The sequence below is a fragment of the Gordonia liuliyuniae genome (assembly GCF_021738805.1).
Lineage (GTDB): Bacteria > Actinomycetota > Actinomycetes > Mycobacteriales > Mycobacteriaceae > Gordonia > Gordonia liuliyuniae.
Genome location: NZ_JAKKOR010000005.1, coordinates 60,750 through 74,137, shown reverse-complemented (window position 1 = coordinate 74,137; position 13,388 = coordinate 60,750). Strand labels below are relative to the sequence as shown.

13 protein-coding genes are annotated in these 13,388 nt (G+C 68.1%); 12 read left to right on the top strand and 1 reads right to left on the bottom strand.

Translation table 11 applies throughout. The features are described from left to right. Window positions 1-3 precede the first annotated feature (3 nt). Together L5G33_RS05940 and aroB are read left to right on the top strand one after the other, a co-directional pair. Window positions 4-534, top strand: coding sequence for a shikimate kinase (locus L5G33_RS05940; RefSeq protein WP_236997248.1), 531 nt, complete (start codon window positions 4-6; stop codon window positions 532-534). After that, window positions 531-1,640, top strand: a complete 1,110-nt coding sequence (gene aroB, locus L5G33_RS05935; protein WP_236997247.1) for a 3-dehydroquinate synthase — start codon at window positions 531-533, stop codon at window positions 1,638-1,640. The genes L5G33_RS05940 and aroB overlap by 4 nt, the downstream gene beginning before the upstream one ends. A gap of 33 nt (window positions 1,641-1,673) precedes the next feature. On the opposite strand, the gene L5G33_RS05930 is transcribed toward aroB, so the two are convergent. Continuing rightward, window positions 1,674-2,156: a B-4DMT family transporter gene (locus L5G33_RS05930; RefSeq protein ID WP_236997246.1), complete on the bottom strand. Its 483-nt coding sequence runs from the start codon at window positions 2,154-2,156 to the stop codon at window positions 1,674-1,676. A gap of 48 nt (window positions 2,157-2,204) precedes the next feature. On the opposite strand from L5G33_RS05930, the gene L5G33_RS05925 reads away from it, so the two are divergent. The 10 genes from L5G33_RS05925 (at window position 2,205) to pyrF (ending at window position 13,372) form a co-directional block, all read left to right on the top strand. Continuing rightward, entirely contained in the window at window positions 2,205-3,353 is a 1,149-nt protein-coding gene (locus L5G33_RS05925) for an aminopeptidase P family protein (protein WP_236997245.1), read from the top strand. Window positions 3,354-3,411: 58 nt separating this feature from the next. Next, entirely contained in the window at window positions 3,412-3,975 is a 564-nt protein-coding gene (efp, locus tag L5G33_RS05920; RefSeq protein ID WP_236997244.1) for an elongation factor P, read from the top strand. Between the two features lie 37 nt (window positions 3,976-4,012). Beyond that, a complete protein-coding gene (gene nusB / locus L5G33_RS05915; RefSeq protein WP_372476864.1) occupies window positions 4,013-4,462 on the top strand; it encodes a transcription antitermination factor NusB in 450 nt (149 codons plus the stop codon). A 62-nt stretch (window positions 4,463-4,524) separates the two neighbouring features. Continuing rightward, window positions 4,525-5,103, top strand: coding sequence for a bifunctional pyr operon transcriptional regulator/uracil phosphoribosyltransferase PyrR (pyrR, locus tag L5G33_RS05910; RefSeq protein ID WP_265742569.1), 579 nt, complete (start codon window positions 4,525-4,527; stop codon window positions 5,101-5,103). Next, window positions 5,100-6,098 (top strand): aspartate carbamoyltransferase catalytic subunit, encoded by a 999-nt coding sequence (locus tag L5G33_RS05905; RefSeq protein ID WP_236997242.1) that lies wholly within the window; start codon window positions 5,100-5,102, stop codon window positions 6,096-6,098. The genes pyrR and L5G33_RS05905 overlap by 4 nt, the downstream gene beginning before the upstream one ends. After that, a complete protein-coding gene (locus L5G33_RS05900) occupies window positions 6,098-7,405 on the top strand; it encodes a dihydroorotase (RefSeq protein WP_236997241.1) in 1,308 nt (435 codons plus the stop codon). The genes L5G33_RS05905 and L5G33_RS05900 overlap by 1 nt, the downstream gene beginning before the upstream one ends. Next, a complete protein-coding gene (locus L5G33_RS05895; RefSeq protein WP_236997240.1) occupies window positions 7,402-7,986 on the top strand; it encodes a PH-like domain-containing protein in 585 nt (194 codons plus the stop codon). Before L5G33_RS05900 ends, L5G33_RS05895 begins: the two co-directional genes overlap by 4 nt. Next, window positions 7,987-9,219: a glutamine-hydrolyzing carbamoyl-phosphate synthase small subunit gene (gene carA / locus L5G33_RS05890; RefSeq protein WP_236997239.1), complete on the top strand. Its 1,233-nt coding sequence runs from the start codon at window positions 7,987-7,989 to the stop codon at window positions 9,217-9,219. Next, window positions 9,219-12,554: a carbamoyl-phosphate synthase large subunit gene (gene carB, locus L5G33_RS05885; RefSeq protein ID WP_236997238.1), complete on the top strand. Its 3,336-nt coding sequence runs from the start codon at window positions 9,219-9,221 to the stop codon at window positions 12,552-12,554. The genes carA and carB overlap by 1 nt, the downstream gene beginning before the upstream one ends. Further along, a complete protein-coding gene (pyrF, locus tag L5G33_RS05880; RefSeq protein WP_236997237.1) occupies window positions 12,551-13,372 on the top strand; it encodes an orotidine-5'-phosphate decarboxylase in 822 nt (273 codons plus the stop codon). The genes carB and pyrF overlap by 4 nt, the downstream gene beginning before the upstream one ends. The last annotated feature ends 16 nt before the right edge of the window (window positions 13,373-13,388 follow it).

Genomic DNA, 13,388 nt, shown 5'->3' with positions numbered 1-13,388 from the left:
CCGATGACCGCCCGCACGGTCGTCGACCGCCCGCTCGTCGTCTTGGCCGGATTCATGGGGTCGGGTAAGTCGACCGTCGGCACCGCGCTCGCGGAGCGTCTGTCTGTCGACTTCGTCGACACCGACACCGAGATCGAACGGCGAGCCGGACGAACCATCCCGGAGATCTTCACCGCCGACGGCGAAGACGGATTCCGCGCGATCGAAGCCGACACGGTCCGAGACGTTCTCGCGTCGGCCCGTGGCGTCGTCGCGCTCGGCGGCGGGTCACCGACGGTAGCTGCGATCCGCGACGCCCTCGCCGGCTGTCACGTCGTCTACTTGGAGATCAGCGCCGACGACGGATTCGCGCGCGTCGCCGGGACGAATCGACCGTTACTCGCCGACGATCGTCCGGACGAGCGCTACCGCACGATCCTCGCGGCGCGCGTCGAGCACTACCGGGGCGTCGCCACCCACATCGTGGACGCCGCCCAGCCGGTGACGACTGTGGTCGCCGACATCATCAGCCGACTTGATCAGGAGAAATCATGACCGAACCGGTCACCGTCGCAGTTCGCGCCGCAGCCCCGTATGACGTCACGATCGGTCGAGGACTGCTCGACGACGTCGCGGCCGCCGCGAAGGGCGCCGACCGCGTCACCATCGTCTATCAGCCGACGCTCGCGCAGACCGCCGAACAGATCCGCGCATATCTCGCCGAGCGGGGCTTCGATGCACACCGTGTCGAGATCCCGGACGCCGAAGCGGGCAAAGACCTGTCGGTCGCGTCGTTCTGCTGGGAGGTGTTCGGACGCATCGGCATGATGCGCAACGACAAGGTGATCAGTCTTGGCGGCGGCGCAGCCACCGATCTCGCGGGTTTCGCGGCGGCCACCTGGATGCGCGGAATCGGTGTCATCCACGTGCCGACCACACTGCTCGCGATGGTCGACGCCGCAGTCGGCGGCAAGACCGGCATCAACACCGACGCCGGGAAGAACCTGGTGGGCTCCTTCCACGAACCGGACGCCGTCCTGATCGACCTCGCGACGCTGGAGACGGTGCCGCACAACGAGGTCGTGTCCGGGCTGGCCGAAGTGATCAAGACCGGCTTCATCGCCGACCCGGTGATCCTCGACCTGATCGAAGCCGACCCGCAGGCGGCCCTCGACCCGAAGGGCGACGTTCTCCCCGAACTGATCCGCCGCTCGGTACAGGTCAAGGCCGACGTAGTCTCTGCAGACCTCAAAGAGTCGGCGCTGCGGGAGATCCTGAACTACGGGCACACGCTCGGGCACGCGATCGAACGTCGTGAACAGTACAAGTGGCGGCATGGAGCGGCCGTCTCGGTCGGCATGGTGTTCGCCGCCGAACTCGCGCGCCTCGCCGGGCGCCTCGACGACGCGACCGCAGACCGCCACCGCACGATCCTGGAGCTCGTCGGACTCCCGACGTCATACGATTCGGACGCGCTGAACGCGCTCCTCAAGACCATGGCGGGCGACAAGAAGAACCGCTCGGGCATGCTGCGCTTCGTCGTGCTCGACGGACTGGCCAAACCGGGACGACTCGAAGCACCCGACCCGTCGCTCATCGCGGCGGCCTACTCGGCGATCGCAGGCGGGACACAGTCCGGCGGGGGAGCCGTCCTGCTCTGAGCCTCGGCCGCCGAGTAGAGGGGCCGGGGTGGCTCAGGCGGCGACGGGAGTCTGCTCGGTCGGGGCATCGGCGTTGCGCTCGGCCTTGCGCTGCTCGCGGCGGATGATCAGGCGGCCGATCGACGCGCCGAAGAAGGCCGGGACGAAGACGATGAGGGTGATGAACGACGTGCCCGCGAAGATCTCGACGGCGAACGACGCCTGGCCGATGCCGTTGAACCAGCCTGCGGTGCCGACGATCCAGCTGACCAGGCAGGAGACGAAGCCGGCCAGCAGGCCGGCCTTGAGCCAGCGGACGGTGAGGTCGTCGTAGTCGTCGGGGTCGGCGTGGGCGCGCGCATCGCGGATGCCGTCGATACCGCCCCAGACGATGGCGATGAGGACGACCGCCGCGAGCGCGAGCGACGTCGACAGCGTCTTCGACAACGGTGCGGCGATCACGACGGCACCGAGGATGAAGCGGGCGGCGATCTGCACAATGGACATCAGAACGCCACGGATAAGCCACGAAGTCATGAAGACACAGTAGCCGCCTAGAACATGTTCAACAATGGAGACATACCGATGAGTAATACGAACGCTCGCCGTCGTGCGGCGCTGGCCGGTTCTCCGGCCCTCACTGACGTCGACGCGGTCATCGTGACGGACCTGAACAATGTGCGGTACCTGACGGGCTTCACCGGAAGCAACGGCGCGGCCCTGGTGTGGGTCACCGAGCCCGCAGACCCCGACCAGACGAGCCCCGACCAGACGAGCCCCGACCAGACCAGTACCGACCGGATCAGTACCGACGGCCGCTACCTCACGCAAGTCGCGGAGCAGAGCGCGGACATGACGGCGATCATCGCCCGCGACTGCCAGAGCGCCCTGCTGCGGTTCGTCGCCGACCGCGAGCCGGGGGCACGCGTGGCCATCGAAGGGCACGTCGTCACCGTCGCCGCATATGAAGGCCTCACGGAACTCTCCAGCGAACTCGGCGTCCAGCTGGTCCCGGTGGTCGACGCGGTCGAGCAACTCCGCGTCGCGAAGGACTCGAACGAAGTGGAGTTGATCACGTCCGCCTGCGCGCTCGGTGACGCCGCGCTCGCGGACCTGATCGCGCGCGGAGCGATCTCGCCCGGTCGCACCGAGCGACAGGTGGCGCGCGACCTCGAGTGGGCGATGTTCGCACTGGGCGCAGACGCTGTCGCGTTCGAGACCATCGTCGCCGCGGGGGCCTGGTCTGCCGTGCCGCACCATCGGCCCACCGATGCCGTTCTGGCCGCAGGTGACCTGGTCAAGATCGATTTCGGCGCCGTCGTCGGCGGCTACCACTCGGATATGACGCGCACCTTCGTGCTCGACGAGCCGGCCGCGTGGCAGGTGGAGATCTACGACATCGTCGCCGCTGCGCAGCAGGCCGGGCGGGACGCGCTCGCCGTGGGCGCCGACCTCGCCGCGATCGACGGCGCGGCCCGCACGCTGATTGCCGACGCAGGATACGGCGAGTACTACGTACACGGTCTCGGGCACGGCGTCGGCCTGCAGATCCACGAAGCGCCGGGAATCGGAGCCGCTGCGAGCGGTACACTGCCTGACGGCGCAACGGTCACCGTGGAGCCCGGGATCTACCTCCCGGGGCGCGGTGGCGTGCGGATCGAGGACACCCTGGTGGTCACCGACGGCGGAGCGACGTCCCTGACGACGACGTCCCGCTCGCTGACCGTCCTGTAGACGCGCTCTATACGCCCACCCGGCCGACATGACGACACCAACCACGAGGAGAACACTCATGGCGACGACCGCCGACTTCAAGAACGGCCTCGTTCTGAAGATGGACAACCAGCTCTGGCAGATCATGGAGTTCCAGCACGTCAAGCCCGGCAAGGGGCCTGCCTTCGTGCGAACCAAGATCAAGAACGTCACGTCGGGCAAGAACGTCGACAAGACCTTCAACGCGGGCGTCAAGGTCGAGACCGCGACCGTCGACCGCCGCGATATGACGTTCCTCTACAAGGACGGCGCCGACTTCGTCTTCATGGACGGCGAGACCTTCGAGCAGATCAACATCCTCCCCGAGGTCCTCGGAGACGGTGCGCGCTTCCTCCTCGAGAACATGACCGTCCAGGTGTCGACGCACGAGGGCGAGCCGCTGTCGGTAGACCTGCCCGTCACCGTCGAACTCGAAGTGACCCATACCGATCCCGGCCTGCAGGGCGACCGCTCAACCGGCGGCACCAAGCCCGCGACCCTGGAGACCGGCGCCGAGATCAGCGTCCCGTTGTTCATCAACACCGGTGACAAGCTGAAGATCGACTCGCGCGACGGCAACTACCTCGGCCGCGTCAACAGTTGACGCCCCGTTCGACAACCAGTAGTGACGAGAACCATCAGTGAGTGAAGCGAAGGGCCGCCACCGCATGCGCGGGCGCGCGGTCGACATCCTGTTCGAGGCCGAGGCCAAAGAGGTCCCGGCGACCCAACTGGTCAAGGAGCGACGCGACTGGTTCGCCGAGCATGACGCCGTCGGCGAGATGACCGGTTACACGGTCACGCTCGTCGAGGGCGTCTCGGCCGACGCCGCGCAGATCGACGCGGTGATCTCGTCGCACCTCGAGAACTGGAAACTGCACCGGCTGCCCGCCGTCGACCGCGCCATCCTGCGGTTGTCGGTGTGGGAGCTGCTGTACTCGAACGAGGTCGACATCAACGTCGTCATCGACGAAGCGGTCAAGCTCGCCAAGGAGCTGTCGACCGACGAGTCGCCCGCGTTCATCAACGGCGTGCTCGGCCGGGTGGCCGAACTCGCACCTCAGGTCCGCGCCGCCGCATCGGCGGAGTAGACTTCTTCATCAAGCGCTAATCCTTTAACGGACCGTCCAGTGAGGCGGGGAAGGAGGTCGGCTTGGTTCCGCCAGTCGATGATGCCCACCACCCGACACCGGGTGATCCACGTGTACTGCTCGACGCGTCAGACGTCGGCCGCACCGTGGCCAGGATGGCACATCAAGTCATCGAGAAGACCGCTCTGGACGAGTCCGGTTCGCGCCGGGTGCTCCTGATCGGGATACCCACCCGCGGCACGTCGTTGGCGCAGCGGCTGGCCGACAAGATCGCCGAGTTCACCGGGGTCGCCGTGCCGACCGGATACCTCGACATCACCCTGTACCGCGACGATCTGCGCGACAAGCCGCATCGCCCCCTCGAACGCACGCTCGTCCCCGAAGGGGGCGTCGACGGCGCGCTCGTCATCCTCGTCGACGACGTCCTGTTCTCCGGCCGCACCGTGCGCGCTGCGCTCGATGCGCTGCGCGACCTCGGTCGACCGGCCGCCGTTCAACTCGCCGTCCTCGTCGATCGCGGTCACCGCGAACTGCCGCTGCGCGCGGACTACGTCGGCAAGAACATCCCGACGGCCCGCGACGAAGACGTACAGGTGCATCTGCACGAACACGACGGTCTCGACGAGGTGGTGCTCCGATGAAGCACCTGCTCTCCGCCGCAGACCTGTCGCGCGACGAGGCGATCGACATCCTCGACGAAGCCCAGCGGTTCGAGCAGGCGCTCGCCGGTCGCGAAGTGCGCAAGCTTCCGACACTGCGTGGCCGAACCGTCATGACAGTGTTCTACGAGAACTCGACGCGCACCCGCGTCTCGTTCGAGGTCGCCGCAAAATGGATGAGTGCCGACGCGATCAACGTGAGCGCGTCGACGTCATCGGTGAACAAGGGCGAATCGCTGCGCGACACCGCGAAGACTCTCCGGGCGCTCGGCGCGGATGCCCTCGTTGTCCGGCACCCGGCGTCCGGGGCCGCAGCCCAGATCGCGCGGTGGACCAACGACGGCAGCGACGTCCTCGGCATTCCAGGGTCCACCGGTCCGTCGATCATCAACGCGGGCGACGGCATGCACGAGCATCCGACGCAGGCACTGCTCGACGCCTACACGATCCGGCAGCGACTCGGCGGCCTGGAAGGTCGTCGCGTCGTCATCGTCGGCGATATCCTGCACTCCCGGGTGGCCCGATCCAACGCGCTGCTGTTGTCGACGCTGGGCGCCGACGTCGTCCTGGTGGCGCCGCCCACGCTGCAGCCGACCGGAGTCGACACGTGGCCGGTGCGCGTGGCGACCGACCTCGACGCCGAACTGCCTGCCGCCGACGCGGTCATGATGTTGCGCGTCCAGGCCGAACGCATGAACGGCGGCTTCTTCCCGAGCAGCCGCGAGTACGCGGTGCGTTACGGACTCTCGGACGCCCGCACCGCGATGCTGCGCGACGACGTCGTACTCCTGCACCCGGGCCCGATGCTCCGTGGCATGGAGATCGGCTTCGACGTCGCCGACGCACCCCAGGCCACGGTCCTCGAACAGGTCCGCAATGGCGTCCACGTCCGGATGGCGGTCCTGTTCCGGCTCATCGCAGGCGCTGAGGAAGCCGTCGCCCACCACACCCCAGTCGACCTCGGAGGAGACAAGTAGTGACCGTCACCGGTTCGGCCCTGATAACCAATGTTCGGCCATACGGTGACGGCGACCCGGTCGACGTCGCAATCGTCGACGGCGTCATCTCCGCGCTTGGCGCGGGCCTCGAAGCCCCCGACGGTGCGGAGAGGATCGACGGAGGCGGCGGCGTCCTGCTCCCCGGATTCGTCGACATGCACACCCACCTGCGTGAACCCGGCCGCGAAGACACCGAGACGGTCGCCTCGGGATCGCTGGCGGCGGCCCGCGGCGGCTACACCGCGGTGTTCGCGATGGCCAACACCGCGCCGGTCGCTGACAACTCGACCGTCACCGACCTGGTCTGGCGCCTCGGGCAGGAGGTCGGCCTCGTCGACATCCACCCGGTCGGCGCCGTGACCGTGGGACTCGCCGGCGAGCAGCTCGCCGAGATGGGCATGATGGCGCAGGGCGCCGCAGGCGTCCGGTTGTTCAGTGACGACGGGAAGTGCGTGCACGACCCGGTCCTGATGAAGCGCGCCCTCGAATACTCGAGAGGGCTCGGCGTCCTGATCTCGCAGCATTCGGAGGATCCGCGGTTGACCGTCGGCGCCGTCGCTCACGACGGACCGACCGCGGCCCGACTCGGTCTCGCCGGCTGGCCGCGCGCTGCCGAGGAATCGATCGTCGCCCGCGACGCGCTCCTCGCCCGGGACGCGGGAGCCCGTGTCCACATCGCCCACGCGTCGACCGCAGGCACCGTCGAGCTCGTCAAGTGGGCGCGCGACCAAGGCATCGACATCACCGCCGAGGTGACACCGCACCACCTTCTGCTCGACGACTCGCGGCTGGAAACCTACGACGGCGTCAACAAGGTGAACCCGCCGTTGCGTGAGGCCAGTGACGTCGCCGCGCTCCGTCAGGGGCTCGCCGACGGCGCGATCGACTGCGTCGCCACCGATCACGCGCCGCACGCGTCACAGGAGAAGTGCTGCGAGTTCTCGCAGGCCCGTCCCGGCATGCTCGGCCTCGAGACGGCGCTGTCGATCATCGTCGACACCATGGTGAACGCCGAGCTGCTCGACTGGCGCGGGGTGGCGCGAGTGATGAGCGAACGTCCCGCCGAGATCGTCGGACTCGACGACCAGGGCCGCCCGATCGCCGTCGGCGAACCCGCGAACCTGACCGTCGTCGACCCCGACGCCGAGTGGACGGTGCGCGGCGCCGCGCTGGCGAGCAAATCGCAGAACACGCCGTACGAGGAGATGACTCTGCCGGGAAGGGTGCGGGCGACCCTCTTGCGGGGGCGGGTAACAGCGCGTCGGACGGCGGGTGAGTGGCAGTGAGCAACTGGGCCTACTACCTCATCATCGCGATCGTCGCCATCGCGATCTGGCTGTTCCTGGTCTTGCTCGCGCTGCGCGGCTGGCACAACCGCGGACGACGCCAGGCCGACCTGGTCGGTGACTTCCCCGCGACGCCTGCCGACCTCGGCGAGCCGGTCCGCGGACCGCACACCGGACTGTACGTCGGCAGCACCCTCGCACCGAGTTGGCAGAACCGCGTCGCCGTCGGCGACAAGGGCGACCGCGCGAGTGCCGAACTCACCGAGTACCACGACGGACTGCTGATCACGCGCCACGGAGCATCGGAGATCTGGATCCCGCGCGAGTCCCTGATCGCGGTCCGCACCGAGAACGGCCTCGCGGGCAAGGCGATGAGCCGCGACGGAGTTCTGGTGATCCGCTGGAGGTTGCCGAGCGGCACCGAGATCGACTCGGGCCTGCGCGGCGACGACAAGACGACGTACCCGGCGTGGGTCGAGGCCTACGCCGAACTGAACGAACGGGCCTTCGCAGCCGTCGAAGCAGCAGACCTCGAGAACGCGAAGAACGAGGCCGGCACCACGAAGAAGAAGGAAGACTAGATGAGCAAGGCAGTACTGGTGCTGGAGAACGGCCAGGTGTTCACCGGGCTGGCGTACGGAGCCACCGGGCAGACGGTCGGTGAAGCCGTGTTCTGCACCGCGATGACCGGGTACCAGGAGACGCTGACCGACCCGAGCTACCACCGCCAGATCGTCGTGGCGACCGCACCGCAGATCGGCAACACCGGCTGGAACAGCGAAGACAGCGAAAGCCTGCTCGGCAAGCGCTCGGACGTCCGCTGGGTGCCGGGATCGCCGGAGAGTGGACCGTACAAGACGTGGTCGTCGGATTTCATCGACCGCGACGACCCGGGCAAGATCTGGGCGGCAGGCTATGCCGTCCGAAACCCGACACGCCGCGTCTCCAACTGGCGTGCCGGATCGACTCTCGACGGCGAGCTCGCCGACCAGGGCATCGTCTCGATCGCAGGCATCGACACTCGTGCCCTCGTCCGGATCCTGCGCGACAGCGGATCGATGCGGGCGGGCGTCTTCTCCGGGGACGCGCTGCGCTCCACCGAGGAGATGCTCGACGTGGTCCGCGCCCAGCCGTCGATGGCCGGCGCCGATCTCGCCGCCGAGGTCAGCACCGCTGAGCCGTACATCGTCGAAGCCGCCGGGGGAGAGGCCCGATTCAAGGTCGCGGCCCTGGACATGGGCATCAAAGCCAACACTCCGCGGATGCTCGCCGCGCGCGGCGTCGAGGTCCACGTCTTCCCGTCGACGGCGACGTTCGCCGACATCAAAGCACTGAACCCGGACGGCTTCTTCCTGTCGAACGGTCCGGGCGACCCCGCGACCGCCGACGCCGCCGTCGCGCTCACCAGCGAGATCGTCGACGCGGGCCTCCCCACGTTCGGCATCTGCTTCGGCAACCAGATCCTGGGCCGGGCCTTCGGCCGCGGCACCTACAAGCTCAAGTTCGGTCATCGCGGCATCAACATCCCGGTGCTGGACACGGCGACCGGCCGGATCGCCATCACCTCGCAGAACCACGGTTTCGCGATCGAAGGCGAGGCAGGCGAAGAGTTCGACACCCCGCTCGGGCGGGCCCGTGTCTCGCACGTGTGCGCCAACGACGGTGTCGTCGAAGGCGTCGAACTGCTGTCCGGCAAGGCGTTCTCCGTTCAATACCACCCCGAGGCCGCGTCCGGACCGCACGACGCCGCCAACCTCTTCGACAAGTTCGTCCACGTCATGGAGAACCCCGCCCAGGAAGGGAACCTTTCGTAATGCCCCGTCGTACTGACATCTCCCACGTCCTGGTGATCGGCTCCGGCCCGATCGTCATCGGCCAGGCCTGCGAGTTCGACTACTCGGGCACCCAGGCATGCCGCGTCCTCAAGGCCGAAGGCCTGCGGGTGTCGCTGGTCAACTCGAATCCGGCGACGATCATGACCGACCCGGAGTTCGCCGACGCGACCTACGTCGAACCCATCACCGCCGAATACGTCGAGCGGGTCATCGAAGCCGAAGCGGCCGCAGGCCACCCCATCGACGCCGTCCTGGCGACCCTCGGCGGGCAGACGGCCCTCAACACCGCCGTCGCGCTCCACGACCGCGGCTCGCTCGAGAAGTACGGGATCGAGCTGATCGGCGCCGACTTCGACGCCATCCAACGCGGCGAGGACCGCCAGAAGTTCAAGGACATCGTCGCCAAGATCGGCGGCGAGAGCGCCCGGTCCGCGGTCTGCTACACGATGGACGAAGTCCGCAAGACCGTCGACGATCTCGGCTTCCCCGTCGTCGTGCGCCCCTCGTTCACGATGGGCGGTCTCGGCTCCGGCATGGCGTACAACGACGAGGACCTCGACCGCATCGCGGGCGGCGGCCTCGCCGCGTCACCGTCGGCGAACGTGCTCATCGAGGAGTCGATCCTCGGGTGGAAGGAGTACGAGCTGGAACTGATGCGCGACAACATGGACAACGTCGTCGTCATCTGTTCGATCGAGAACGTCGACCCCGTCGGCGTCCACACCGGTGACTCGGTGACCGTCGCCCCGGCGATGACTCTCACCGACCGCGAGTACCAGGTGATGCGCGACCAGTCGATCGCGATCCTCCGCGAGGTCGGCGTCGATACCGGCGGCTGCAACATCCAGTTCGCACAGAACCCGCGGGACGGACGTCTCATCACCATCGAGATGAATCCGCGTGTGTCGCGGTCGTCGGCTCTCGCGTCGAAGGCGACCGGTTACCCGATCGCGAAGATGGCAGCGAAGCTCGCCATCGGCTACTCGCTGGACGAGATCACCAACGACATCACGAAGGTGACCCCGGCCGCGTTCGAGCCGACCCTCGACTACGTCGTCGTCAAGGCTCCTCGGTTCGCCTTCGAGAAGTTCCCGGGCGCCGACGACACCCTCACCACCACCATGAAGTCGGTCGGCGAGGCGATGAGCCTGGGCCGCAGTTTCGCCGAGGCCTTCGGCAAGGTGATGCGGTCGATGGAGACCAAGGCGGCAGGGTTCTGGACAGAACCGGACCGTCCGGACCCGGCGACGCTCGACGTGGACGCCCTCCTCGCCGACATCGCCGTGCCCCGCAACGGGCGCATGCACAAGCTGATGCTCGCGCTCGAGGCGGGCGTGTCGATCGAGAAGCTGTACGAGGTCACCGCGATCGACCCGTGGTTCCTCGCCGAGATCGACGGGATTCGCGAGGTTGGCCACCAGGTGCGTGACGCCGACGTCCTCGACGAGGAGTTGCTGCGCATCGCCAAGTCGACCGGTCTGTCGGACCGCCAGATCGCCGCGCTCCGCAGCGATCTCGTCGACGAGGACGCTGCCCGCGAACTCCGCGTCGGCCTCGGCGTCCGACCGGTCTACAAGACCGTCGACACGTGTGCCGCCGAGTTCGAGGCGAAGACGCCATACCACTACAGTGCCTACGAGATCGATCCCGCGGCGACGAGCGAAGTCGCCCCGCAGACCGAGCGGCCCAAGGTGCTGATCCTCGGATCCGGGCCGAACCGCATCGGCCAGGGCATCGAGTTCGATTACTCGTGTGTGCACGCCGCGCTCACGCTGAGTGAAGCCGGCTACGAGACCGTGATGGTGAACTGCAACCCGGAGACGGTCTCCACCGACTACGACACTGCGGATCGCCTGTACTTCGAGCCGCTCACCTTCGAGGACGTCATGGAGGTCGTTCACGCGGAGAGCGAGTCGGGCACCGTCGCGGGCGTCATCGTGCAGTTGGGCGGGCAGACGCCGTTGGGTCTGGCCGCTCGCCTGGAAGCCGCGGGCGTCCCCATCGTCGGCACCAGCCCGGAAGCCATCGACCTCGCCGAGGACCGTGGTGAGTTCGGCCGCGTGCTCACCGAGGCGGGGCTGCCCGCACCGAAGTTCGGCACCGCGACGACGTTCGACAGTGCGCGGGAGATCGCCGCAGGCATCGGTTACCCGGTGCTCGTGCGCCCCTCCTACGTACTCGGCGGCCGCGGTATGGAGATCGTGTACGACGAGCAGGCACTCGCCGACTACATCTCCCGCGCCACGGAGATCTCCGACGACCGCCCGGTGCTCGTCGACCGATTCCTCGAAGGCGCGGTCGAGATCGACGTCGACGCACTTTACGACGGCAGCGACATCTTCATCGGCGGCATCATGGAGCACATCGAGGAGGCTGGCATCCACTCCGGCGACTCCGCGTGTGTGCTACCGCCGATCACGTTGGGCGCCAACGTCATCGAGCGCGTCCGCGAGTCGACAGAGGCGCTCGCGAAGGGGATCGGCGTCCGGGGTCTGCTCAACGTCCAGTACGCGCTCGCCGACGACGTCCTCTACGTCCTCGAAGCGAACCCACGTGCCAGCCGGACCGTGCCGTTCGTGTCGAAGGCGACCGCGGTGCCGCTCGCGAAGGCCTGTGCGCGCGTCATGCTGGGCCGCACGATCGCGGAGCTGCGCACCGAGGGCATCCTGTCCGCGACCGGCGACGGGTCGTCGACACCGGCGCACGCTCCGGTCGCCGTGAAGGAGGCCGTGCTGCCGTTCAACCGGTTCCGTCGCGCGGACGGCTCGGGCGTCGACTCGCTGCTGAGCCCGGAGATGAAGTCGACCGGTGAGGTCATGGGCATCGACGCCGACTTCGGCCGGGCTTTCGCGAAGTCGCAGGAGGGAGCCGGGGGCGCGCTGCCGACGTCAGGCACCGTCTTCGTGTCCGTCGCCGACCGCGACAAGGCGTCCATCCAATTCCCGATCAAGCGGCTGGCCGACCTCGGCTTCTCCGTCATGGCGACAGCCGGGACGGCAGATGTGCTGCGCCGTAACGGGATCGACGTGACGACGGTGGCCAAGGCCGCGGACGCTGCGGAGGGGACGACCACGGTGATCGACGAGATCAAGGCAGGCAACGTCGACATGATCATCAACACGCCGTACGGCACGTCGGGCCCCCGCGTCGACGGCTACGAGATTCGGGCGGCGGCCATCGGCGCCACCGTCCCGTGCATCACGACGGTGTCGGGCGCGAGTGCCGCGGTGCAAGGCATCGATGCGGCGATCGGCGCGACGATGGGAGTCGCGTCCCTGCAACGTCGCCACGCGGAACTCCAGGGCCGAGCGTGAGCTTCGGCGTCCGCTACGCGGAGGCGGTCGCTACGCGCGGCCGCCTCTGCGCGGGGATTGATCCACACGCCGCACTTCTGACCGAGTGGGGTCTGCCGGTCTCGGTGGACGGCTTGCGTGTATTCGCACAGTCCTGCGTCGCGGGGATCGCACCGGTCGCAGCAGTGGTGAAACCGCAGGTCGCGTTCTTCGAGCAGTTCGGGTCGGCGGGGTTCGCCGTCCTGGAGGAGACGATCGCCGGATGCCGCGCAGCGGGCGCCATCGTGCTCGCCGACGCGAAACGCGGTGACATCGGGTCGACGATGGCCGCCTATACGACGGCGTGGCTCGATGACGCGTCCCGATTGTGCAGTGACGCCGTCACAGTGTCGCCGTATCTCGGGTTCGGCTCCCTCGACCCGACGGTTGCCGTCGCACGTGCCTCCAATCGCGGTCTGTTCGTGCTGGCGCGTACGTCCAATCCTGACGGCGAAGCCCTGCAGAACGCGTCGGTGGTCGGCGGCGGGACTGTCGCACAGGCGATCGTGGACGCGGCCGCCTCGGTCAACGCCGAGAGTTCGGGCACCGTCGGAGTAGTCGTCGGTGCGACGCGTGAACACGGACTCGACTTGAGTGCCCTCGGCGGTCCGATCCTGTCACCGGGGCTCGGCGCGCAGGGGGCGACCGCTGCGGATCTCGCCCGCATCTTCGACGGCGCCGACGTCTCCTGGCTCCTGCCCGCCGCCAGCCGCAGCATCCTGCGGTCCGGTCCCGACGTCGCCGGTCTCCGTGCCGCCGTCGAATCGACCAGAGACGAGGTCGAGAAGGCGCTGAGGTAGGGCCCCGCCCTGGCGT